Origin of the sequence: Pseudoalteromonas sp. C8, from assembly GCF_011378685.1 — a bacterium.
GTDB classification, from domain to species: Bacteria; Pseudomonadota; Gammaproteobacteria; order Enterobacterales; family Alteromonadaceae; genus Pseudoalteromonas; species Pseudoalteromonas arctica.
Genome location: NZ_WTKT01000006.1, coordinates 194987 through 220282, shown reverse-complemented (window position 1 = coordinate 220282; position 25296 = coordinate 194987). Strand labels below are relative to the sequence as shown.

Sequence of the window (25296 nt, the reverse complement as noted above, 5' to 3'; positions counted from 1 at the left end):
CAGGAGATAAATAGATTAGTTACCCAGGCATTAGGGTTATTTGTATGAAGGTTATTAATAAAACCAACTAGATTTTTTGCATGAATTTTTTTGGCTATTCTCGCCCTATATTGAATTAAACTACGGAACTCTGTCTAGTCTTATAAAAGATTAAAATGGTTCACTTCCTTTATAGCGAAGCACTACCGTCCAACGTGGTACATCTTGTAAAATATAACTAGATACATCATTCGGTAAATTATCTATAAAGGCTTTTACATCTTTATTTTTCATATAATTTAACTTACCGAATTGAGAAACTTGCGAAATTGATTAACTTCCTTAGAGCTCTTTAATTCTGGAATAACCTTCAAAGCAATATCAATACCTCTTTGGCTTATAGAGGCATTAGCAGTCAAACTGTCCTGCTCTTTATCAATTTCTACACTTAGTATTTCATTGATAATAGCAATCATATTTTTACAAAAAACATCAAAGTTAAACACTTTGAGCTTACTATTAAAAATAAGCTCTGCATTTTTAAAAAACATGTCGTATTGCTCATCTACTGAACTACTCAAGTTATCTCTAAAATACTTTAAACTTTCTGCATCGGTAAGCTTACTAATAAAGTCCTTATAACTTGATTTTATAAAGTGTTCACAACCTCGATCACCCAGAATAACTTGCTCTAAATTAGAACCAAAAGCAACCTTCATAGCGCTAAAAACTAGTTTATGTAAAGTATAAAAGTTTCTTTCTCTACCTTTCCTATTAGCAAAATAATGCCCTACCAGTGGACCTAAAAGGTTTTCGTCACTTATTAATATTTTTTTTATACTTGGCTGTTCACCTTGCATAGTTTCTACTATTGAATTTAATATATTAGCAAGCTTTATAATTACGACTTCTTCGTCAGCCTTGTCAACTAATAAAGCCGCTTGTAATACTTTTGTATAATCATTTCTTAATGATTTATAACTATCAGAAAAGTTAGATCTAATCGTAATTAATCCAATGCTTTCACTTGTTAATAAGCCTTCGTTTTTCTCTAATATGTTTTGAAAAGAGGTTGTTCCTGTTTTATGCGGCCCTAAATGTAAGATTATCCTTGGCTTCGCAACTCTATCGCTCGGTGCATTGAAAATAGAAGTTCCTTTCTGTACTTGTGACCAATGATTCTTTTTCTTATGCTGTAACTCATTAACTAAAGAGAAGTATTTTGAAAGGTCTGTTTGGTCTAATATATCAAGGTTATTAGAGCCTTTACAAAACTCATTAAACAAGCCAGGCCCAGTTGTGCTCCATACATCAACACCTACCTCACAGTCTAAATTGTAAAGAATCTTATTCCATATATTGTTCAACACTGGGTGTTGCGCAGCCGTTAGTATAAAGCCATTCCAAATGCCCCCATGCCACTTCCTCATAACTTGTAAAGATTTAGGCCTATTAAATAAATCAATCAACGACTTATTACAGCTTGTTGCCGCATCGACATATAATCCACCCTTTGCTAAGCAATAAGCGACTCTAAATATATCTGATTGCATCGCGGGTAGTTTAGCTTTGAGGAAAAGAGTTGAAGCTTTCTTATCATAATGATCGCGTATAAATTTTACAGCCTGTTCATGATTAAATATCTTATATTCAAATTCAGGGTTATTTTTTTTCCAAGTATCAGTCAGTTTTTTAATTTCAGCTGGTAGTTCACCATCCCAATATTGAACTATTACTTTAGGTATTATTGTCTCTTCAATGCTTTTGGACTGACTATTCATATTTTTTTTATAAAAATCATAAAAATCTTTAACTAATTGCCCTGTTGTCTTTAATACAACCTTCTTATCTTTAATCAGCTTATGTTCAGGGCTTTCGCCACTTTTCATAAAAGGTATAAACTGACCTAAAAAAGCTCCTGCTGGCTTTTCATTTAGCGGTAGCTCTTTGAGCTTAAGACGCTTAAGAATTCGTTTTGTATACTCTAAAAGTAAATTATTACGAGGATGGTTAAATGTATGAAATAAGCGGTGCTTAGCATTTTTAATGTAATCAACAATAGCTACATCAGCCAACTTTTCTCTAGCCGCTAATTCTTCGTAACTGTCAGCCTGCTTAGCCGCGTTATTATTTTGCTTATTAAGCTCTAATACAGCTGTATTTATATCTTTACCGCTCTCCCAGCATTCATAAACAACGGGGAAATGATAGTCACCAAAAGGAGGTTCTGCCCCACGAAGGTTCTTTGGTAAGTTTCTTAAATACGGGGTATCTGCGTAACTAAATAAATTAACAATCTTAACTAATTTATGTCCATAAGACTGTGCTAACAAGTCTGTTTGTACAAATTTACAGGGATAGTTGTCACTAACTAATTGCGCGATTATGTAATCAGCCTCTTCAAAAAAAGGCTTATACTCAGCTTCTTGAACGGAATTAAGTAAATGGACAATTGCGACTTTGGTAACTTCTATTTCATCACTCATAGCCTCAAGTAAGCTTGCTATTGGTCTTGCTTGGCAATTTCCAACAACAACAACTTTTTTTTTATTAGTCATTATTTAATTTATCCCAGATTTCTAGATCAACTACATTAGCCGTAGCTAACATATCAAAAACCTCGTCACCTAATTGCTCTTTAATTTCTGCTAATTTTTCATCTAAGGTTTTTTTAACTCCGCGGGATACATTTTTCTCTACTGGTTTTAGCTTAATACCTTCAAACCCTTCCGCTTTTAATAAAGCCTCTAAACGCTCTAACGATTCTGAATACTTTTCAACTAAGCCAACAAAAGGTAGCGCTTCTATCGCCATTTTAGCTCTTGTTGCTTCATCGCCTTGTTTTTCACCAAACATCGTAGCTAAACGATGAGCATGAAAATCACAACACTGTCGATCCCCTTTTACCGAGAGACGAGACTCAATATAACCCGCTAGTGTACTTTCACGTGCTAATGTAGCTCCATAGCTCTCCCCTCCCTGTTTTCTTTCAAAGGAATAAGCGGAAGCAATTCTATCAATTGGGTGACGATAAAAAATAACCGGTATGATTTTTATACCTTCAATTTGAGGAACTGGAAATATAGCAGTATGCGATGAAAAGCATTTAGCTTGAGGGTTATCAATAACCCATTGTTTGAGCTCCTCTCTATTTTTAGCAGGCTGCCCAGGAAACTCTTTAGTAACCCATTCACCCTCTTCTTCACTAAAATTTTCTTTTAGGGCTGCATCTAATGATGTGCCTGCATTTTTGAAAAGATGATAGTGCAAGATGATTGTTTTCATTTTCTATCCTGTTATTTTAATTGCTACTTAGCCCTAAAGAGTAAGTAGCAATTAATATCTATTTATTTACTTGAATACACGCCTACGCTCGAAAAAATCTTTTTAAACGCTTTATGGCCATGTTCAAAAGAGTACTTTTCAGCAACTAGGGTTTGCTCATTCTCGGCGAACTTTTCCCACAGTTTTTTATCGTCGTATAGTTTTATTATCGCATCGACCCATTCTTGTGGCTCTTGCGCTATCAAGGTGCTTATACCTTGTGTTAAACCAGTGCCTTCAGCGGCTACTTCGGTAAGAATCGTGGGTGTACCGTAAGCCATAGCTTCAAGTACTTTACCTTTAATACCCGCGCCCGAAAGTAATGGCGCAACAAACACACGGTGATCGTGGTAAACGCCGTCAAGTGTTTCTGCAAAACCAACCATTTCAACGTTATCGCAATTATATTCATCATATTCGACAGGCATATTACTGCCGTACACATAAAGCATAATCTCTGGACGCTGTTTTGCAAGTAAAGGCATAATATCATTAACTAAATATTCTACTGCCTCACCATTAGGGGTGTGGTTAAAGCCACCTAAGAATGCAATTCCTTCACGTTTTTCAAATGCAGGCCCTACAGGTTTTTGCTCAAGCACCCACGGCGTTATATGTAATTTTTTTGTATTTAATATATGTGACGTAATAACAGCATGCTCTGTCGCGTTATAGCATAAAACAGCATCAGCTTTTTGGCACACAGTAAGCTCTTCTGAGCGAGTTTTAAGCGCTTTATTGATAGCGTCATCATCATCGTCATCAACACGAAGAGAAGCCCTTAATTCACGTAAAAAATGTAAATCAGCATTATTAAAAATAACTTTAGCGTTAGAGTTGTCGTTAATATAGTCAATATAATCTTGTGCTATGTAGTAACGTGTTATGTAAACAGCATCAAATTCATCTAAGCGAGTTTCTAGTACGTGGTTTACGCTATGGTAAAACGGTGCATACAACACCTCTACGCCCATACGCTGTAACTCTGTTGTGTATTTGCCAAAGTGCGCTAGGTTGGCAGGTACAAAGGTCACTTTAAACCCTTGCGACTGAATTAGCTTAATTTCTTGAATGGCAGCATAACTGCCTGCGTCTTTATTTGGCGTTGGAGTTGCGTAGTCAATCACCAGTATACGCTGATCGATATTGCGATCTTTTTCAAACCTTAAATTTTCAAAGCTAGGGGTTCCATTATTACGGAAATCTTTAAACCACTTAGAGCGAAAAGTTTGTTCGTTAATTACTTGGTAACGCTTTAGGCCTTTAGTTACATCAGTACCGTGGCTGTGGCCTTCAAAATGGACCACTTCAGAGTGCGGCACATAAACAGTTTTGTAACCAGCTGCACGTACTTTAAACGCTATGTCTGTATCTTCGTAATAGCAAGGTACTAGCTCTTCACTAAACTCACCTACTTCATTCCATACATCTTTGGTAATACACATTGCAGCGCCTGTTAGGTAGTCAACCTCGCGTGCATAATTGTACTCTGGCGTTAGTGGATTTAAGTCTCGCCCTACATTCCACGGCTCGCCAGTGCCCCAAACAATACCACCCGCTTCTTGCATGGTGCCATCAAGGTTGAGCAATTTAGAACCTGTCATACCTATTAGCGAATCGCTTTTGTGTTTTGCTACTAATTCATCTAACCAGTATGATGTTACTTCTGTATCGTTGTTTAAAAATACAATGTAATCACCCTTGGCTTTTTTAGCCGCAGCATTACAGTTACGTAAAAAACGTAGGTTTTCTACATTGCGGGAAACAACTAAGTTACCAATAATGCTTTGCGCTTCACTTGTTTCATCTGTAGAACAATCGTCGGCTAAAATAACCTCATAGCTTGTTTTATTGTAAGCTAAAACAATTGAAGCAATACAATAATAAGTAAGAGCAAACTGGTTATAAGCCGGCACTATAATAGACACTTCAGGGTTTTTAAATTTAGGTATATCAAATGGTATAAAACTAGTACGCCCTTCAAAGCCCTGAGAAATTATTTTATGAACCGTATTTAAATTTCCATGATCGAGCAGTGCTTCGCCATCAGCTATGCTTTGCAGTTGAAAACATAACGACTCATAGCGCTTATCAGCCTGTTTAGAAAGAGATAAAAAACCTGGCTTATTAAAGCTATCTTTAAGATATTGCCACGGTGTTTTTATTGTTTGGCTATTAATAACGGCAGTAGCGGCAATTTGAGGTTGGTTTAAAAGAGCAACTTTAATTAAATGATTGTGCCCATCAGTTAACTCTAAAGGAAGTCCAAACATTACGTCGAACGACGTTTCGGTACTGCTTTTAGTAATTTGGCCAATTTGCTTATTTTCGTTAAAAAGTAAAAAGGTCTGCTCTTCAACCGCTTGGTCTGCCTCTACATGCACCACTACGTGGCCGTGCTGTTCGCCTTTTATATTTATTCTTAATTTAGGCTTGGTATGTTTTCGAACAAAAACGGCATTTTCGATAGGTTGGGCAGTCACGGTATTAACAAGAGTATAAGTAACTTCACGGTCATCGTTAACAGGTAGCTCTTCTATGTTTATTTTAAAGCTATGCTTACCATTGCCAATTTCTGCTTTATCTAAATCTTCTCGGTAAATATCAGCAACGCCAGTACCTAAAACACGATTTTCAGCAACAATGCTTACCGCAATTGGCTCATCGTTAAGTCTGTTATAAGCCCAGCCAAAAACAGCGCCAGCTTCAACATTATCAATTGCACCAATAAGCGACTCTTCTGCTTTTGGGGTAGCGGTTACTATAGAATCATTTTGTTCGGTCATTTTTGTTACCTGTATTTGGCTTCTTTTTATTTAAAGAAATCGTTATCTACATTATTTTTATACTATTTCACGCATTGCTTTATATGTAAATTAGTTACACTAATTAGTTATATTAATTAACAAAAAATTAAAGGGCTAATATAAAAAAAGTGTACACAACAAATAGCAAGCCTTAACGTTGCTAATTTTTGCATACACTTATTAAAAGCTTATAGTGCTTTAATGTTACTTAATACTTGCTCTACATAGTTTTTGGCAACCAGTTCAGAGTTTGCCTCAGCATAGCAGCGTAATTCAGGCGCATTACCCGACGGACGCAAATGAATAATATCATCATTACTTAAAGTTAACCTTAAGCCATCTGTCGTATTTGAAGCACTAACTTTAATGTTTTCAAAGCCTAAGTGGCTTAGTAATGCATCAGGATCCGCTTTTGCTACCTCAATAATTGACAAGCTACGCTGCGTAGCAAAGTCTTTTACCCTATCGCTTGCTGTAAAACGCCTTGGTAAGTTAGCAACTAAACTCGAAACCGTAGCATTGCTCGCTGCTGCTAGTAACACAATGGCAGGTAGTACAGCATCACGCGTAGGTAATGCACTTAAGCGAGCGCCATTAATAGTAATATCGGAGCCCAATAAAAAACCACCGTTTGCTTCAAAACCGGCAACACTTTCGTAGTCATTATTTAGCTTTTCAAACTCAGCAATAACATAAGGCGAACCAATCTTAGTGCGCGCTACATGTTTAAAGCTATTTGATTTTTCAATAGCCGTATTACAGCTAACCGGCACTGCTAAAGCTTCAATGTTAAGCAATTGCGAGCACAATAAACCTAAAATATCACCACGTAGCCACTCGCCTTTTTCGTCTGCAACTAAAGGCCTGTCACCGTCACCATCTGTCGAAAATATAAAATCAAAGTTATGCTGCTTTGACCAATTACGTGCTTTTAAGCAATCGTCTTCACTAACAGCTTCGGTATCAATAGGTACAAACACGTCAGAACGCTCAAGCGCCGTAACATTTGCACCCAACTGAGTAAAAATATCGCCATATAAATCGCGTCCAGCGCTTGAATGCTCATAAATACCTACATTTTTACCAGCAAGCACTTGTGCATCAAATAACGATGTATAACGCTCAACGTAAAGCTGAGCTGCGCTAGAGTCGGTTACAAGCTCGTTTAAATGCGTAACAGGCTCAAACGTTGCTTCGCACGACAAAATTAATTGCTCATCGTTTTTACCAATTTCGCCATCTGGGCGGTAAAACTTAAGCCCATTACGGTCAAACGGTATGTGGCTGCCCGTCACCATAATAGACGGAATATTTTTAGCCATAGCGGCAGCAGCTAAAGCCGGAGTAGGCACAACGCCATAATAAATTACGTTAATACCGTATTGCTCAAGTACCGCAGCACATGCTTTTGCAATGTCTGGGCTGCTTGGGCGGTTATCAATCGCAATAGCAACGCTAGAAAACTCAAAATTTGTTTTCATAACGTTAATAAACGCAGCAGTAAACGCGCCACATGTGTCGGCAGTAAACTCTGTTACTAGCCCTCGTGCTCCGCTGGTGCCAAAGTTAACAGCCGATTGCTCAATAATTTTAGATGAAATAAGCATAATAAAATCCAATAATTTAAATGTTGTTAGCGTTTAACGTTGTAAACGATAATTTTGCAAAACAAATCGATAACATACGTTCGCCTGCTAATTCCTTTGCCTGACCATTAGTAACAAACTTAATTCTAAATTGGTTTTTTATTAATGCTTTCATATCATCTGGAGTAATAGTAAAACTGTATTCCATAAAGTCGCTAGAAAGAGTCTTTTTCTCTACTAGTTTTTTACCAAAATACATGCTCAGCTCAATAGGCTCTTGAAGCTCTTTAAATGGCGAACAAATTACCTTAGCTTTAGTAATAAGCGTTTCTTTGGCAAGTAAGTTACTAATATCTAGCTCACCTGTGGTTTCGGCCATCCATACATGCGAGCTTTCTAATTTATTAAACCCGCGTAATGTAATAGGTGTATCAGGGCTAAATGCTACAGCTAGCTCTTGTGGTTTAATAGTGTCGGTGTTTAATGCGTCCATCCATGTAAAGTCAACTTCTGGTTGCACTTGCTTAACTTTAACTTGCTCAATTTCGTGCGTAGTTAAATTAAATCGCCATGCATGTTTATTGTAATAAATTTCAATAAACTCAGATTCTTCAATATGTTTAGTATTTGCAAATAAGCCAAGGTAACCCGTGTTATACGCTTCAACCGTATCAAAGTGGCTTACCGCCCACACACCTTTATGCGACTTATTACCCAGCTTATTTACCAGTGCGTACGTAAACAGTGATTCTTTGTCGTCACCGTAATAAGGCAATGGGAATTTTTCGCTGTTAATTGCTGCAAATAAAAAGTACTGCTCTACGTCAATTTCAGGACCAAATGGACCTCTAAAGTGAACTAATTGCGGTGCCTCTAATTCGTAGTTATCAGGGGTTGCTTCTTGTTCAAGTTGAGCAACATAAGGCTGAGTAAGTAATAATTTTTTCTCATTACCAAACCAACGTACGCCCTCTTGTACAAGCTCTATCCCTATTGAATGAGCGCCTTTTAATAACCAATCGGTATTAACGCGTATTGGTAATAACAGTTCATTATTTACTGGCAATACAAACGGAATATGCGTACGCGGGTTATCGTAATTTATACAATTGCCTGCTTTATCATACAAGTGGTAGCTTAAGTTAATATTTAAACCGGCTGGATGGCCTAAATTACTTGACCATAAATTATCACTTAAGTTTTTAACCGCTACTGCAATTCGTAAGTGTGAACCATCGTCAGATAAAAACGGCCCTTCTGCAATGTTAAGCGTATGAGTTGTTTCGTGCTCTTCAAGTGCTTTAAGTGTATAAATTTCACCTACATCATTGAATGCCGTATTTGGCAGTACTTGCTCTGGCTCGTAGTATTTATGCCAATTACCATTTAATACTACCTCTTTAATTTCTTGCGCGCTTTCATCCCAGCTTGGCCAATTAACCTCTACCGCTTTGTGATCTACATCAAGCTCAGTTTCAATGTAATCGGTAATTGTATTTGCTAACGATTCAGCAGAGCCTACTTCAAAGTAAGTCGCTTTTGGTGCGCCTTCACCCACTTCTCTAAACACTGGTAAGTCTGCCAATATTACTGGGCAGTTTTTACGCCCAGCTTCAACCACTGGTAAGCCAAAACCTTCAAGGTATGAGGTCATAATTAGTGCATCGGCTTCTTGGTATACGGCTGCTAAGCCAGAGTCAGATATACCTTGTCGCCAAAATAACCGTTTTTCACGCTCTGGGTGGTTTTCAAGCATAGCTTGTAATAACTTAGTATCCCAACCTGCTTTACCTACAATAACAAGATTTACATCAACGCCTTGTTCCCATAATTTTTCAAACGCTTTTAAACCATAATATTGGCCTTTACGTGGCTCAATAGTACCTACCATTAAAAAAGTTGGGCGAGTTTTGGTAAAACCTAGCTCGCTTACATCAGGCTCTACATCAGCAAAGTCGGCACCTAATCTAAAGTAGCCTATTTTCATAGGGCGCGGTAATTTTATGTCTTCAATTAGTTGGTATACTTCGTCGGCTACCGCACGCGATACACACACAATACCGGTAGAGTACCCTAGTACAAATTCAAACCAACGTCTAAACGCCGGTGGCATACCTTCGTCGGTCATTGCCGACATGGTCAATGGACCAATATCATGAATACCATGTACTACTTCTTCACCACATACCAGCGCATCAGCTAGGCGCGGCTCTTGCCCTTCAATAAAGGTCCATGAGCTATCTAGCAATAAGTACGAATCATTATTTTCAAATGTGATTCTGTTTTGAGGCTGTAATTTAACAGCAGGTTTACTTAACTCAGAAAGTGCATACCAACCAGATGCATCCCTACAATAGCTTAATACCGTTTGGTTTTGCTCTGTTGCATTTTGTTTTAATGCTGCTTTAGCTAAGTTATGCATTACACGCTGAATACCCGAAAGTACCGGGCTTTGAGCTGTAGAAGTAACATCCATAATAAGGCGAGAACTTTGCGCCGTAGCAGGCTTTTCAGCACTTGCTTCGTCTACGGTTTTAGCCGGGCGCTCACTTAATGCTTGGTTAAAAGCATTTAAGCTTAAGTCTACCGCTTTAGCCCACGAAAAAGTCAAAGCACGCTCATAACCATGAGCAATTATGGTGTCTCTAAATGTGTCGTTGGTTAATAGTTTTTGAAGCAGATAAGTTAAAGTATGGTGTACATCAGGATCGAACAACTGATCATCGCTTTGTACAACCTCTTCTACTGCGCCGCCCGAGGCCGAAAAAAACGGGGTGCCACAAGCCATAGCCTCAAGTGCGCCTAAACCAAACCCCTCCATACGAGAAGGCTGTACAGCTGCAAATGCATTTTTATATAAATCAACCAGCTCTTTATCAGAAATATAACCCGTGGTTACTAAATTAGTTTGCGGGATAGAATGCTCATCAAAAATAGCTCTTAACGGGTTAATGTACTCGTCACCAAAGTCGCCAACCAGTACTAGCTTCATCTCGCCCGCACGGCACGCCGACAAGTTAGCCATTGCTTTAACTAAGCACGGTACATTTTTACGCCAATCCATGCCACCAACATACACAACATAGTCGCCATACTGTGCGCCAATCGAGTTTTCGTCATACACCCAATTATTAATTAATGCTTGAATATCGTCAGAAAGCCCAGCCGATATAGCCACGCTATTTGTTTGCTCGTAAATATCTTGGTATTCGTCTTCAGTAAACTGTGAGTTACACAGCACTACGTCAAAATTTGGTATTTGCTCAAAACGGCGGTAGTAAAGTTTATACGCATTTTCGTCTTGCAAATAAATGTCTGGGTAACGGTGCGGTATAGCATCGTGATATATACACGACGTTAAAATATCGCTATTAATATAACCCGGTTTAATAAATGGGTTTGAGCAATCTACTGAACCCTCAAACGGGCTTGGCGATAAAGCTATATCTGGATTTATTGTATTTATATGCTCAGCTAAAATATATTCATCTGTCATACGTTCAGTACAATACCCGCGGCGAACTTCACCATCAGGAGTTATTCCATACCAGGTTTGTATATCGCAACTTGGCACAACTTTTTTAATATAATTACGTGCAGCTACTGCTTCTTGCTTCATAGAACCATTAAGCGAAACCACTAACTCTACGTTTTTTTCGGCGAGTTCTTTTAGGAAATCAATTACATAACGGCCAATACCGCGTACATTACTACCTGTTTGAAAACACTGTCCGTCTACCCAAATTTTCATTGCTGCCATGCCCTATACTTTTACTGTTTGTAACTTAGTTTTAATCGAGTCAACTTTAGCGCTAACGTGCTTCAAATTGTATTTGCTTTCAAAGTTCATATCGTCAAACTTTGCCAATAAACTAAGTAGTTTTAATTTAAAACCAGCGGCATTCTTTACATTACCTCTTGCTAGCGCCCGCTCTATTTTCAAAAACTCATTATCACAATGTAGCAAATTAATATCGCAATAATTGCGTATTAATATTTGTACTAAAAAGGCAATGGTTTCGTTTTCTTCAAACATTTTATCGGCGGAGCCTTCCACAGCGAACTTTTTAAAGTCAGCTTCAATATCGGTCAATAAAAAATGACTGTTTGCCTTACAAAATGCAATGTTCGACTCTCGATAAAAAGCATTAATTTTTGATGCTAACGCTCGTGAAATAGTAATAGGTTCTTTACACTCTATTTGTTCAAAATATAAGTTAAGCAACTCTTTTTTCATAGAAATCGTTCGTATAACATTACGTAAATTAAACCCTATTAATCCCATGCGATAGTCAAGTTTTTCGTTTACTCTTGCGGGGGTAGTATAATCACTTAACGAAATACCTAAAATATTAGCTAAGTCTTCTATAACATTTTTATGCTTATTAAATGGCTTAAATGTTACGTGAGAAAATACCGCTGCCCACCTTTGCCATAAATCATAATAATTAAAATATACAGACTCGTTTTTCCATAAATTTTCGACTTCTGCTTTACTGTGAGTTAAATTTCTTACCCCTACAGATAGCCGGCTTTGAAATAAATCTGCTTGTGGTCTTACGTAACATAAGATTTGCATATCATCATCACTAAAGTGTGGGGCAAATAATGCTTTTACACTTTCAACCATTTCTTTAGTTATTATGCGAGAGTGTAAGTGCTCACTCGACACAATAAAATGACTGCAGTTAAGGGATTTAGCAAACTCAACTTCATTTTTAAAATCAAGCTCTAACTGTGTTTTAAATGCTGTAAATTCATCGTTATTACTAATATTATAGCGTTCAAACCCATCATCACTTACACCATGGGTCAGCGGATAAACACTTGCCTTTCGGTGATCTACCTCGCCCAATAATTTCGAATAGTACACACCAGCTTCTTGTAGTGGCTGCCTATTTTGCGCGCCCCACAACTGTAGAGATGAGGTACCTGTTTTTTCAGTACCAATATGAATGACTAACTTCACTATCTTTCCTTATTTGTTTAAACCTAAGTACTGCATCACAAGCATTCGCTGCAAATATAACTCTTTAGTATCATCTTTAAACTGAGTCATATATTTTTTACCATTTAAAGCAATACTTTTACATTCAGCATCATGAGCCTTAGCCCAACCTAATAACTCTTCTAAGTTAGAATAGTCATCATCAAGCGGTAAGTAATGAACATAAGGCTCTAAAAGGCCTTCCATTAACCAAGTCTCTTTAGTGGGTTTACACATAATAGGCACGGAGTTCGATTCTAAAACCCATTTTAAATTTGTGGCTACATCATTCCCTTCAAGGCTTATAATAAATTTATTTTTTAATTGAGCCGCTATACTTGTATAAGGTTTAAAATAATTGCCATCTAACTCTTTACCTTGCACAACTTTAGAAAAGCCAACATCATAAGCATTGTGGTACTTTTCAACAAATATAGCTCTTTTATCATCATAACCTGTTGTTGCACCACGCCAAATAGCACTATCTAATTTACTTTCCCAAGAAATATCTCCTGAAATATCGTATTTCCAATGCCTGTTAGTGTTTAACTTTAATAATATAGATTTTTGACAACCAATTTTTCTTGCTTTTACAAAGGCTACTTTAGGTTTTGTTGTGAGTGTTTTATCTCCTAGCTGCACAGGAATAACTACATCACCTCTAATAGATTCAAAAATTTCTTCAAGATCTTTTAAATATGTTTTAGCTATATCAACGTCTTTAAACGTATTTTTTTTGAAGGAAAAAATTTTATCTGTAGTTATTTTTTTAGAATCCACTTTGTTGTTTTTATACCTAATACTTGTAAAAGGCATGTAGTAATCAAGCCTTTCTAAGTCTGTTTTTAAAGCAACGCCATTTTTTTCACCTAGTAAAAACTCAGCATATGCTTTTTTATTTTTGATCAATACCCCTTGAGGTCTAATTTTATTAGCCGCTGTAAGTAAATCATATGCATTTGTTAGGTTAGAGCCATTGTTTAGGGAATTAATAGCGCTATCTCTAATTGAGTCAACTACTTTATCAATATTTAAACCGTATTGATATTTACACAGCGTTCTTATTAACAAGTCAATATCAAGTGGTTTAACCTTAAACTCACCATCTTCATAATCACCCATTTCATTATCAAAAAAGTTACTTTTATAAGCTAGTTGCTTAGATAGTTTCTTATTGGATTCATCAAAAACATTCAAAAAACTGAGTGCATCTTCTTTATGAAGAAGGACTTTATTTTTATTGGGCTTTATTATTTTCTTTAAATCACTCAGTTGTTTATCATTCAACCCAAACTGAGCAAAAAGATGCCAATATCTATTTTGGTTTAAAGCTAAAGACTCATTAACTTTTACTTCGTTTAATTCAAATGGCAAACCTATAACCTTTGAAAAAAAACGGCAAAGCCCTTCTTTTTTAACTACATCAAAGTCGAACACTTTTACGTAGTTACTGCCAAAACTATCAATCCATAATTTTATTTTTTTACTAAAATCAAAATATTCTAGTACTTTAATTGTTACTTCAGGTAAAGGTTCTGGCGAGTGCCCCATTAAAATACTACCGGGGTTTGATTTATACGTAACCGTTTTAGCTGACTGCTCTTTAAAGCTACGTGCTAACTTGTCTTGCCTGCGTAAAAAGGCAATTATATGTACTTCATCAAATAAGCTTTTAGCAAATTCACATATTTTATTAATTTCATCTGGGTTTGTAATAAAACATAAATGCTCAGCTGAAAAAACAACATTATTTTTACTTGTAGATTTTAATATTTCAAAAAATTTATTTTTTATTGAATATTTAGCATTAACAAAGTCACTTTCAACTTTTACTACCTCTGAACTATTACCACTTGGGTGAGTATATAAAAAGTCCCAATCAGCAAGTTGCAAATCATTTAAAGAATCTTTTAATGAATGCTGTATCGATGTTGAACCTGTTTTATGGAAGCCTATGTGTATATACAACTTTCTCATTTTTATTTTTCACCTTTGTTTAGTAAGCCTATAAATCGAGGATACATGAAAGCATTTTTTGTATTGATAATTCTCTTAGATATAGGCTATCTAAAAGGTGATGATCAGCATATGCAGGTATAAAGATAGATTTACATTGCCCGAGTCTAGTCGGATCTTCGATTTCTTTATTTATATCAAAGTACTTTTGATCACTTTCTTTGTTTTCTTTTAACAGCTGATTGAATTTAATATGTGTTTTATATCTTTCATAATTGGACGGGAAAGCTGTGTTCAACTCATTTTTATATTGATTGATTTCCGCTTGGTTATTAACGTTCTCAGTAATAATCTTACTAGTATAGTTTATTGCTTTTAGCCTAGACTTTGTTAATACTGATAAGTTAATACCTTTTAAAATTATTTTAGAATTATCAAAATTTAAGCTTTTAACTAATTCGTTAATTGACGATAAATAAGTGTCGCATAGCATATTTAAATAACTTTCTAATTCAAAACTTTCATTTTTTACTACTTTCCTATAGTAAAGTCCTAATTCTATATCGACTTGTCCCAAGGCAAACACAATGTAATCAGGCTTAAATTCATTATATGCATTGATGAACTTTTCTCTAGAATTGAGGGTGCTTTCTCTTCTACCAAAGCCTAAAATTGTTGCAGCAGTTAATTTAACAACTTTTGTTTCAACACCACGAAATGATTCATTTAACTCTTTTAACTCATTAGTTAAATTGAAATAGATAGAGTGACTATCTCCAAATATTAAAACCTTCATGTATTTGCCGCCTTTATTAATAGTAAAAATATTTTTGTATTGAGCATCACGATTTAATTAGTAATGCTAAATACAAGTACAAACAACTAATCTTTATCAAAACCATACAAATCTTCTAGGCGTACTATATCGTCTTTTGCGATATACGAGCCTGTTTGTACTTCAATCATTACTAGTGGAATACTGCCTGGATTCTCTATTGAATGCACAGCCCCAATAGGAATATACGTTGATTGGTTTTCGGTAATTAGCGATTCTTTATCGTCGCAGCGTACTTTTGCAGTACCCGATACTACAATCCAGTGCTCTGCACGGTGGTAATGCATTTGCAGCGATAAACGCGCATGGGGCTTAATAGTTACTTGCTTAGATTTATAACGCTCACCGCGTTGTAGTAAATTTATGTGACCCCAAGGGCGGTAAACAGTTCTGTGTTGTACCGACTCTAGGCGCTCTTCACGGTTTAGTTGCTCAACTACTTTTTTAACGTCTTGCACGCGTGATTGGTCAGCAATTAATACCGCGTCGCTGGTTTCTACTATTACAAGGTTACTAACGCCAACGGTGGCAACTAGCTTATCGCGGGCATCTATTAAACAGTTTTTTGTATCAATGCTTTTAACGTCGCCACGTTTTACGTTTTGGTTTTCGTCTTTTTCTTTTACTTCCCAAATTGACGACCACGAGCCTACGTCGCTCCAGCCGGCATTAAGTGGGATCATGGCTGCATGTGCAGTTTGCTCCATAATTGCGTAGTCTATTGAGTCGTCTGGGCAGGTTAAAAACGATTCGGCATCAACACGAATAAATTCTGAGTCGTTTACAGCGTTGTGTATAGCAGCTTTACAGGCAGTCAGTATTTCTGGCTGATGTTTTTCAAGCTCTTGTATGTAGGTACTGGCTTTAAATAAAAACATGCCGCTGTTCCAAAAATATTCGCCCGACTCTACATACGTAGTGGCCGTTTTTAAATTTGGTTTTTCTACAAACTCTTCAACTAATAGGCAATCACTGCCCTTTATTTGCTTGCCACTGCGTATATAGCCATAACCTGTTTCTGGTTTGTTTGGCACTATACCAAATGTAACGAGTCGCCCTGCTTCTGCACATTTTTGGGCTTGCTTAATTGCAGTATGAAATGCATTTACATCGGTAATTACATGATCCGCTGCAAGTACTAGCAGTAAAGGGTCTGAGCCTTTTTCAATTGCTTTAATAGCGGCTAATGCAACCGCTGGTGCGGTATTGCGCCCTTGTGGCTCAAGTAATATGTCGCCACCTAGTGCGTCTATTTCGTTAAGCTGCTCGGCTACTATAAAGCGGTGGCCTTTATTACAAATAATTGAAGGTGCGAGTGTTTCAAGCCCTTTTAAGCGCAAAATTGTTTCTTGCAGCATGGTGCTTTCACCAATTAGTGATAAAAACTGCTTTGGGTGTTGCTTACGAGAAAGTGGCCATAGTCGTGAGCCGTTACCGCCCGACATAATTACTGGTAAAATCATTTGTGTTCCTTAAAATTTAAAACTTTTTAATTGAGTACGCTATTAAGCAATAGTGTTAACTATTGGCGTATATGCTCTGGCTACTTTACCGGTGCCTTTAATCTGGTAGCTTGAATTTTCGGCCGATATTAAGCAACTTTCACCTGCCTTTAAAGCGACCTGGCAGCCGTTACTTGCAAGCACTTGTATGTTGCCTTCAGCTACAAATAAAATTTCGGCTGAGCGCACGCTATCTACTTTATGTGTTGCGTTGCTTAGCACGATAATATTAAGCTTAAAGTCGTCAACATTAGTACTATAGCTGTGCTCGTTTTTGTTTAACTTTGTGGCGTTAAGCTTTAAATCGCTTTGTTTTTTTGGCTCAAACACGGTGGTATGTAAAAGCTCTTTTACATCTACATGCTTAGGCGTTAAACCACCACGCAGTACGTTGTCTGAGTTAGCCATTAACTCAAGCGATGTGCCTTTTAAATACGCATGTAGCGTACCTGCATTTAAAAACATAGCTTCGCCAGGTTGTAATACTATGTAGTTAATTAATAGTGGGCTTAATACGCCTATATCGCCGGGGTACTTATTATTAATATTAATTATTAGCTGCCATAAAGTTTTTAGTGGCATTGGGTCGATATTTGCTTTTAGGCGCTGTTTTATATTATTAATAACTTCGTTTACTAGCTCTGCGGGGGCTGGATGAGTCATTAAGGCTTGGTAAAATTGCTTTAAGCCTTGTGAGGTAAGCGCTGAAACAAACGTATTAATTATAGGGGATAAGTTAGCTCCTTTAACTAAATTAAACAGCTTAACTATTTGAGAATATTCACGAAAGCCATTTAAGGCATGAAACTCGGTAATTGCATATACAAGTTCGGGCTTGTGGTTATCGTCTTTGTAGTTACGGTGCGCTGCTGTTAGCGGTATTTGTTCTGCATTTTCTTTTTCCCAACCTGCCAAAGCCTGTAACTTGTTAGGATGGCTTTGAATCGACAGTGGCGAATCTGCTGATAAAACTTTAAATAAAAACGACAGCTTGTTTGAAAACTTAGCGGCGCATACTTGGCCTAATATATTTGTTGGATTACGTGCTATCCACTCATTCAGAGGTTTTGAATCGTTATTAGTTAAAACAACTGAGGACGTTGCTTTAGGGTGTGCGCCCATCCAAAGTTCTGCAAGGGGCTTGTTTTGTGGGTTGTTGTAACCATACAACTCAACCATACTCTTAGAGCAACCCCATTCATTATTAATTATGGGGTTTTCTAAAACATATACAGTCATGGTAATAATCCTTTATAAATACAATACTGCTTGGTGGCTTTATATAAGCGCTTATAACCAAATTTGTAACTTAAACACCAGGATTAAACTAGTAGTACTTACGTAGTATATTTGACTCCCTGTGTTTTTTCTAGCGGACAATTTTAGCACAAAATAAACATAGTGGTTAGCATGTATTTGAGCTCAGGATGATAAATTTATGCTAGTCGCTATTTTAAAACTCTTTGCATTGAGCTTGCTGTTTATAAGATGAAAGTTAAATGTTACAAATATGATAACCCCACCAAATTTACGTAAAAAGGTTCTGATTATAGGCTTGTTAATTTTTAAGAATCAACAAGCCTTATGCTATTTGATACAAAAAAGAATATAGTGTAAGCAGTGTTTTGCTGTGTAATTTAATGTTCAAAAAATTAGTGTATTACGAGCTAGCTAAAAACCATTACAAAGCTGTAAAAGCACTTATTGATAGTGCTTTAAGTACTTTATTTTAAATACTATTTAGCTAGCAAAGGTGTCCACCAGCTTTCGTTATCTAAGTACCAATCGAGTGTTTTAGCAAAGCCTGTTTCAAAGCTTTCGGCTGGTACGTAACCTAATTCGTTGTTTGTTTTAGTTGCATCAATAGCATAACGACGGTCGTGCCCTGCGCGGTCTGTTACGTAAGTAATTAACTGTTCAACATTATTAGCAATTGCCGATTTTGCATTAGGGAAGCGCTTTGCAAGTTCTGGATTGGTTGCAAATTTTTCGCCCATTACTTTACATACTAGTTTTACTATGTCGATATTGGCCCATTCGTTGTTGCCGCCAATGTTATAGTTTTCGCCTATGCGGCCTTTTTTAAGTACTAGCTCTATACCACGGGCGTGATCTTCTACGTATAGCCAGTCGCGTATTTGCTGACCGTCGCCATACACAGGCAGTGGCTTGTCGTTCAAAATGTTTGTAACAATAAGCGGTATTAGTTTTTCAGGAAAGTGAAACGGGCCGTAGTTGTTTGAACAGTTTGATGTTGTAACCTCAAGCCCATAAGTATGGTGATACGCACGTACTAAGTGATCGCTCGCGGCTTTTGACGCTGAATAAGGTGAGTTTGGTGCGTATGCTGTTTCTTCGGTAAAGGCCGGATCGGTTGCACTTAATGTGCCGTATACTTCGTCGGTACTTACATGATGAAAGCGATGCTCTAGTGGCTCATTGCCAGCCGCTTTTGGCTCGTCTATCCACTTTTTTTTAGCCGCTTTTAATAAGCTGTATGTACCAAGTATGTTTGTTTCAATAAAGGCATCTGGCCCTGTAATTGAGCGATCTACATGCGACTCTGCTGCAAAGTGTACTATGGTATTTAACTGATGAGTGTCGATTAGGTTTTCAATTAGGGTTGTATCGCAAATATCGCCGTGTACAAATGTCATGTTTGGGTTATTTGCTACAGAGTTTAGGTTGGCTTTGTTGCCCGCATAGGTAAGTGCGTCTAGCACTATTACTTTGTCTTGTGGGTTTTGTTTTAGCCAGTAGTGCACAAAGTTTGCGCCTATAAAACCTGCTCCGCCTGTTACTAATAGATTTTTAACTGTCATCTGCTATTCCATTTATAAATTTTTGGCTTTTAGGCCTTAAATCGTCGTTATAAGTCCTCAGCTATAAGCTGTAAAACTGTTGAATTTTTTATATATTAAATTTTTATACTATAAAGAGCTTTGTGGTTTTACTCACTACTTCGAGGAGTTATTAGGTCTGCTCGTTACTTCTCTGTGTTCATAAAATCACTTTAAAATAAATCTACCACCGAGGGCACAGAGGCGCTTCGCGCTACACCGAGAAAAAGATCTTCCCCTTCACTTCTCTGTGTTCTCGGTGGTGATAACAATGTCTTATTCACTTTATGAGCCTTAGCCCAAGACAATTTTTACCACCGAGGACACCGAGGCGCTTCGCGCTGCACCGAGAAAAAGATCTTCTCCTTCACTTCTCTGTGAGCTCTGTGTTCTCTGTGGTGATAAAATCACTTTAGTTTTTTACTTAAAAATAAATCTACCACCGAGGGCACAGAGGCGCTGCGCGCTACACCGAGAAGTAATTAGATCTTCTCCTTCACTTCTCTGTGTCCTCTGTGTTCTCGGTGGTGATTACAATCTCTTAATCACTTTATGAGCTTTATGAGCTTTAGCCCAAGACAAGTTTACCACCGAGGGCACAGAGGCGCTTCGCGCTACACTGAGAAGTAATTAGCTCTTCTCTTTCACTTCTCTGTGTCCTCTGTGTTCTCGGTGGTGATAACAATGTCTTAATCACTTTATAACCTTTAGCCCAAGACAATTTTACCACAGAGGGCACCGAGGCGCTGCGCGCTACACCGAAAAGTAATTAGATCTTCTCCTACACTTCTCTGTGTTCTCTGTGTTCTCGGTGTTCTCTGTGGTGATAACAATCTCTTATTCACTTTACGAGCGAGGTATAAAACCTCACCTACAAAACAATTTTGCCACCGAGGGCACAGAGGCGCTTCGCGCTACACCGAGGAGTAATTAGCGCTTCTCTTTCACTTCTCTGTGTCCTCTGTGTTCTCGGTGGTGATAACAATCACTTTGGTTTTTTTACTTAAAAATAAATCTACCACCGAGGGCACCGAGGCGCTGCGCGCTTCACCGAGAAAAAGATCTTCTCTTTCACTTCTCTATATCCTCTGTGGTGATAACAATCTCTTATTCACTTTATGAGCGAGGTATAAAACCTCACCTACAAAACAAATCTACCACCGAGGGCACCGAGGCGCTGCGCGCTTCACCGAGAAAAAGATCTTCTCTTTCACTTCTCTATATCCTCTGTGGTGATAACAATCTCTTATTCACTTTATGAGCGAGGTATAAAACCTCACCTACAAAACAATTTTACCACCGAGGGCACAGAGGCGCTGCGCGCTACACCGAGAAAAAGATCTTCTCCTTAACTTCTCTGTGTTCTCTGTGGTGATAAAATCACTTTATAAGCTTTAGCCCAAAACAATTTTACCACCGAGGGCACCGAGGCGCTGCGCGCTTCACCGAGAAAAAGATCTTCTCTTTCACTTCTCTGTGGTGATAGCAATGTCTTATTCACTTTATGAGCTTTAGCCCAAGACAATTTCGCCACAGAGGTGTGTTCGCCTATATATGTAATTTAAGCTTGCGCTTTTAACTCTGTTAGCATTGCTCTTAACTGTGCACGCCAGTGCACCGTTTTTACACCGCTTAGCTCTTCTGCTTGTGCTTTATTAAGCACACTAAATGCTGGGCGTTTAGCCGGTGTTGGGTAGCTTGCCGCAGGTATTGCACTAATAGGTATCGCTTTACTTAATAACCCTTGCTCTACCGCGAGCTCTTGTATTGCTACAGCAAAGTCGTACCACGAGGCCACACCTGCATCAGTCCAATTGAGTATTAACGAATTATTAGTGCTGCCGTGCTGCTCATTAATTGTATTATCACTTGTTTTAGCAACTAATGCCCAAAGCATATTAGCCAAACCAGCGGCCCATGTTGGTGTACCAACTTGGTCACCTACTATACCTAATTGCTCTTTTTCGCTCATTAAGCGCAGCATCGTTTTTACAAAGTTATTACCAAAAACTGAGTACACCCATGCTGTGCGCACTATTATTGCTTGCGACCCTAAAGCCTCGTTAATAGCCTGCTCACCAGCTAGTTTAGACGCACCGTAAACACCCAATGGGTTTGTCGTGTCGCTTGCGGTATAAGGCAAAGTGCTCGTGCCATCAAACACAAAGTCAGTCGATATGTGTATAAGCTTAGCGTTAATATGCTTACACACATTTGCTAAATTAGCTGCACCTTGCTTATTCACTGCGTATGCTTGATCAACATCAGTTTCCGCTTTATCAACCGCAGTATATGCTGCTGCATTAATAACTATATCTGGCGAATGGCTTATTAATAGCTCGTTTACTTGCTCAACATTACTAATATCGAGCTCTTTAGATCCAAAGCAAATTAGCTCTACATTGCTTGGGCAGGTTTTTTGTAACTCTGAGCCTAATTGGCCATTTTTACCTGTTATTAATACTTTCATGGTGGCTACTTAATTTATTGAATATTAAAATGTTGGGGCGTTATTAAAGCTAAGGCCAGCTTCGTCTTTGGCAGACAACTGTGGTAACTTACCTTCCACTAATGGCCAATCTATATTTAGAGTTGGGTCATCCCATTTTATTGATACTTCAACATTTGGGTTATAAACGTCAGTACATTTATATACAAACTCAGCGCTCTCGGTGGTTACATAAAAACCATGTGCAAAACCTTCTGGCACCCAAAGTTGGCGTTTGTTTTCAGCCGACAATAAAACCCCTACCCATTGCCCAAAAGTAGCTGAGTCTTTACGCATATCTACAGCTACATCATATACCTCACCCTGTGTTACGCGTACTAACTTACCTTGGGTGTTTTGTGTTTGGTAATGCAAACCGCGCAATATACCGTGCGCCGATTTACTGTGGTTTTCTTGCACAAAGGTGCGCTCGCCACAATGCTGGTTAAATAGCTCAGTACGAAAAGTTTCCATAAAAAAACCACGTTCGTCGCCAAACACTTGCGGCTCTATTATTTTTACATCAGGGATGCTGGTTTCAATAAATTTCATTGTTATTGCCTATTAAAATACAGTTTGATCTAAAAGCCCTAGTAAGTATTTGCCATAGCCCGATTTTTTAAGTGGCTTAGCAAGCTTTTTGAGTTGCTCAGCATTTATGTAACCCATGCGGTAAGCTATTTCTTCTGGGCAATTAATTTTTAAACCTTGGCGTTTTTCTATTGCGCGAATAAAGTTAGCTGCGTCTAGTAAATCATCTAGTGTACCTGTATCTAGCCAAGCAGTACCGCGTCCCATTATTTCAACGTTTAGCTCTTTTTTAACTAGGTATTGTTCTATTACGTCGGTAATTTCAAGCTCGCCACGTTCAGATGGTTTTACGTTTTTAGCAAACTCGACCACACGGCTATCAAAAAAGTATAACCCTGGTACAGCGTAGTTTGATTTAGGTTTATCTGGCTTTTCTTCTATTGAGATGGCTTTACCGCTTTGGTCAAATTCAACCACACCATACGACTTAGGATTTGCTACATGATAACCAAACACAGTAGCGCCTTGCTCACAACTTGTTGCATTTTGAAGCGAAATAGATAAATCGTGACCGTAAAACAAGTTATCGCCTAACACTAACGCGGCGCATTGACCTTGTAAAAAATCTTCAGCTAATAAAAATGCTTGCGCTAGGCCATCGGGGCTTGGTTGTTCTTTGTACTCAAACGTAATACCCCATGCGCTACCATCACCAAGTAACTCTTTAAAGCGTGGTAGCTCCTGAGGAGTCGATATAATTAGTATTTCGGTAATACCCGCCATCATTAAAGTAGATACCGGATAAAATATCATTGGTTTGTCGTATACCGGCATTAACTGCTTACTTACTACTTTAGTAAGTGGGTATAAGCGAGTGCCTGAGCCACCAGCTAAAATGATACCTTTACGAGCCAATTTTTTGGCTGGAGCTTTTATAGAGTGCATATAGAATCCTATCCATTAATTTTAATTAGTTACTTGTAATCTAAAGCTTATCTTAGCTCTTTTACTGTGGCTAAAACTATTTTACCAATACCAAACAGCATCAGCTGTAATACAGCAAACAGTAAAATATTATATAAGGTAGCTGGGTACTTGTTGTCTTGCGGTAATGTGGCTGATTCTACAACCACTAAATATTTTAACTGCCTATAAGCTTCTATTCTAGCTTTATCTAAAGACACCTCAGAAGACGTATAGCCTTTAAGCGCGAGCTCTAACTCTATTTTTAAATCAGAAAATTGCGCAAGTACTTCGCTTACTGAGGTTCCATTGTTTTTAATATTATTGTTAGTGCCCTGCTGGGTAGATAGCCTGTCTCGCTCCAGTTCTAGTTGTTTTTTAAGCGCACTAAGCTCAGAGGCTAGCATAACTACTTGCGGGGCTTTTTCGGTCATGGTTGAACGCAAGCCTTTTAGCTGCGCACTTTTAGTCGCTATTTGCCCTTCAAGCCCGTAAGTTATTTGCTGAAGTGCTAAACCTTCGGCTTCTGGGTCGAGTAAGTTATTTTTTTGCTGAAAAGCGAGGGTGTTTTTTTGCGCATCGCGTAAGCGCTGCTCAACTTTTGCATGCTCTAACCTTATAAACTGTAACTGCGCGTCAGCTAATTGGTGGCCTATAGAGTTTATATACCACTCTGCGCGGTTAACAATTGCTTGCGTTAAGGTGTTAGCAAATTCGGGGGTAAAGCCCTGTACTAAAATTTTAATTACCCCCGACGCTTCGTCAATCTCTACTGTGGTGTGATCTATATAAAACTTTAGTAAATCTTCTATGCTGGCGTCGCTGCTTAAACGTGAAAATACATCGCCACCATTTTGGTAATGTTCTTTTAAGTTATTGTGTGTTTGTAAGTAATTTAGCATGTCTTCTGAATGAATATACGCTTTTGCTATTTCGGTATCAGCTGTTGAGTTTCCGCCTACACCCAAACCGCTCAGTAGCGCCATTGACGGGTCCATTGTTGCCATGCCATCTGGCTGCTGAATTATTAATTGCGCGCGGCTTTCAAACCGTGGTGCAGCCCAAACTAACTGGTAAAATGCAAATAGCACAAACGGTACAGCTAGTAACAAAACCCAAGGCTGGGCCCACTTTTTTGAGCTGAAATTATTATTTAATTTACTGAAAAAGTTATCCAATTTATTATTTTTTTCTTCGCTGTTTTTTTTATTTTCACTTTGCTTTGTACTTGTCTCAGTAGAAGAGCTGGTTTGCGTTTGCTTTGCATGTAAGGCCACTTCGTCGCTTAATCGCTTTAAATGTATTTTTATTTTTGGTCTATCTGGCTGTAATGTGCGCACACGTTGCATAACTCTACGAGCTAGATAAATGTCTGTTTTCTCTAATTGTTGAGAAAGTTTAAAAAGCTCATCGGCGTTATTCCAAACCTCTGGGCTCGTTTTTTTGTGTAGTTCGCTAAAGCGTTGCTCTATTGTATTAACTGCTTGTTGACTCATAA

At 37.9% G+C, this 25296-nt stretch carries 16 protein-coding genes; all 16 read right to left on the bottom strand.

Going from position 1 to position 25296, the window contains the following annotated elements; translation table 11 throughout:
- Positions 1–150: 150 nt before the first annotated feature.
- The 16 genes from GQR39_RS20415 to GQR39_RS08100 all read right to left on the bottom strand — a co-directional run bounded on the left by GQR39_RS20415 (position 151) and on the right by GQR39_RS08100 (position 25294).
- Positions 151–273, bottom strand: coding sequence for a hypothetical protein (locus GQR39_RS20415; protein ID WP_277344324.1), 123 nt, complete (start codon positions 271–273; stop codon positions 151–153).
- A gap of 5 nt (positions 274–278) precedes the next feature.
- Positions 279–2537: a WcbI family polysaccharide biosynthesis putative acetyltransferase gene (locus GQR39_RS08170; protein ID WP_165735334.1), complete on the bottom strand. Its 2259-nt coding sequence runs from the start codon at positions 2535–2537 to the stop codon at positions 279–281.
- A complete protein-coding gene (locus tag GQR39_RS08165) occupies positions 2530–3264 on the bottom strand; it encodes a sulfotransferase family 2 domain-containing protein (RefSeq protein WP_165735333.1) in 735 nt (244 codons plus the stop codon). The genes GQR39_RS08170 and GQR39_RS08165 overlap by 8 nt, the downstream gene beginning before the upstream one ends.
- 62 nt (positions 3265–3326) lie before the next feature.
- Positions 3327–6089, bottom strand: coding sequence for a glycosyltransferase (locus GQR39_RS08160; RefSeq protein ID WP_165735332.1), 2763 nt, complete (start codon positions 6087–6089; stop codon positions 3327–3329).
- 209 nt (positions 6090–6298) lie between these two features.
- Positions 6299–7717 carry a phosphomannomutase gene (locus GQR39_RS08155; protein WP_165735331.1) on the bottom strand — a complete coding sequence of 473 codons (1419 nt, stop codon included), beginning with the start codon at positions 7715–7717 and terminating at the stop codon, positions 6299–6301.
- A 16-nt stretch (positions 7718–7733) separates the two neighbouring features.
- Positions 7734–11456, bottom strand: coding sequence for a glycosyltransferase family 1 protein (locus GQR39_RS08150; protein ID WP_206007796.1), 3723 nt, complete (start codon positions 11454–11456; stop codon positions 7734–7736).
- 3 nt (positions 11457–11459) lie between these two features.
- The gene (locus GQR39_RS08145) at positions 11460–12665 is read right to left on the bottom strand and encodes a hypothetical protein (RefSeq protein ID WP_165735329.1); all 1206 of its coding nucleotides are present in this window, start codon (positions 12663–12665) and stop codon (positions 11460–11462) included.
- 9 nt (positions 12666–12674) lie between these two features.
- Positions 12675–14660, bottom strand: a complete 1986-nt coding sequence (locus tag GQR39_RS08140; protein WP_165735328.1) for a glycosyl transferase family 90 — start codon at positions 14658–14660, stop codon at positions 12675–12677.
- A gap of 28 nt (positions 14661–14688) precedes the next feature.
- Entirely contained in the window at positions 14689–15435 is a 747-nt protein-coding gene (locus tag GQR39_RS08135; RefSeq protein ID WP_165735327.1) for a hypothetical protein, read from the bottom strand.
- Positions 15436–15521: 86 nt separating this feature from the next.
- Positions 15522–16937, bottom strand: a complete 1416-nt coding sequence (locus GQR39_RS08130) for a mannose-1-phosphate guanylyltransferase/mannose-6-phosphate isomerase (protein ID WP_165735326.1) — start codon at positions 16935–16937, stop codon at positions 15522–15524.
- A 42-nt stretch (positions 16938–16979) separates the two neighbouring features.
- The gene (manA, locus tag GQR39_RS08125) at positions 16980–18215 is read right to left on the bottom strand and encodes a mannose-6-phosphate isomerase, class I (RefSeq protein WP_165735325.1); all 1236 of its coding nucleotides are present in this window, start codon (positions 18213–18215) and stop codon (positions 16980–16982) included.
- A gap of 497 nt (positions 18216–18712) precedes the next feature.
- Entirely contained in the window at positions 18713–19798 is a 1086-nt protein-coding gene (gene rfbB / locus GQR39_RS08120) for a dTDP-glucose 4,6-dehydratase (RefSeq protein WP_165735324.1), read from the bottom strand.
- Positions 19799–21377: 1579 nt separating this feature from the next.
- Positions 21378–22286, bottom strand: a complete 909-nt coding sequence (rfbD, locus tag GQR39_RS08115; protein WP_165735323.1) for a dTDP-4-dehydrorhamnose reductase — start codon at positions 22284–22286, stop codon at positions 21378–21380.
- 24 nt (positions 22287–22310) lie between these two features.
- Positions 22311–22856 carry a dTDP-4-dehydrorhamnose 3,5-epimerase gene (rfbC, locus tag GQR39_RS08110; RefSeq protein ID WP_165735322.1) on the bottom strand — a complete coding sequence of 182 codons (546 nt, stop codon included), beginning with the start codon at positions 22854–22856 and terminating at the stop codon, positions 22311–22313.
- 12 nt (positions 22857–22868) lie between these two features.
- A complete protein-coding gene (rfbA, locus tag GQR39_RS08105) occupies positions 22869–23780 on the bottom strand; it encodes a glucose-1-phosphate thymidylyltransferase RfbA (RefSeq protein ID WP_165735321.1) in 912 nt (303 codons plus the stop codon).
- A gap of 47 nt (positions 23781–23827) precedes the next feature.
- Complete coding sequence (locus GQR39_RS08100; protein WP_165735320.1) at positions 23828–25294, bottom strand: lipopolysaccharide biosynthesis protein; 1467 nt, start codon at positions 25292–25294, stop codon at positions 23828–23830.
- Positions 25295–25296 lie beyond the last annotated feature (2 nt).

Bases quoted from the DNA above. Each gene is read 5' to 3' on its own strand.
- GQR39_RS20415 (WP_277344324.1), bottom strand. From the start codon at position 273: ATGAAAAATAAAGATGTAAAAGCCTTTATAGATAATTTACCGAATGAT.
- GQR39_RS08170 (WP_165735334.1), bottom strand. From the start codon at position 2,537: ATGACTAATAAAAAAAAAGTTGTTGTTGTTGGAAATTGCCAAGCAAGA.
- GQR39_RS08165 (WP_165735333.1), bottom strand. From the start codon at position 3,264: ATGAAAACAATCATCTTGCACTATCATCTTTTCAAAAATGCAGGCACA.
- GQR39_RS08160 (WP_165735332.1), bottom strand. From the start codon at position 6,089: ATGACCGAACAAAATGATTCTATAGTAACCGCTACCCCAAAAGCAGAA.
- GQR39_RS08155 (WP_165735331.1), bottom strand. From the start codon at position 7,717: ATGCTTATTTCATCTAAAATTATTGAGCAATCGGCTGTTAACTTTGGC.
- GQR39_RS08150 (WP_206007796.1), bottom strand. From the start codon at position 11,456: ATGGCAGCAATGAAAATTTGGGTAGACGGACAGTGTTTTCAAACAGGT.
- GQR39_RS08140 (WP_165735328.1), bottom strand. From the start codon at position 14,660: ATGAGAAAGTTGTATATACACATAGGCTTCCATAAAACAGGTTCAACA.
- GQR39_RS08135 (WP_165735327.1), bottom strand. From the start codon at position 15,435: ATGAAGGTTTTAATATTTGGAGATAGTCACTCTATCTATTTCAATTTA.
- GQR39_RS08130 (WP_165735326.1), bottom strand. From the start codon at position 16,937: ATGATTTTACCAGTAATTATGTCGGGCGGTAACGGCTCACGACTATGG.
- manA (WP_165735325.1), bottom strand. From the start codon at position 18,215: ATGACTGTATATGTTTTAGAAAACCCCATAATTAATAATGAATGGGGT.
- rfbB (WP_165735324.1), bottom strand. From the start codon at position 19,798: ATGACAGTTAAAAATCTATTAGTAACAGGCGGAGCAGGTTTTATAGGC.
- rfbD (WP_165735323.1), bottom strand. From the start codon at position 22,286: ATGAAAGTATTAATAACAGGTAAAAATGGCCAATTAGGCTCAGAGTTA.
- rfbC (WP_165735322.1), bottom strand. From the start codon at position 22,856: ATGAAATTTATTGAAACCAGCATCCCTGATGTAAAAATAATAGAGCCG.
- rfbA (WP_165735321.1), bottom strand. From the start codon at position 23,780: ATGCACTCTATAAAAGCTCCAGCCAAAAAATTGGCTCGTAAAGGTATC.
- GQR39_RS08100 (WP_165735320.1), bottom strand. From the start codon at position 25,294: ATGAGTCAACAAGCAGTTAATACAATAGAGCAACGCTTTAGCGAACTA.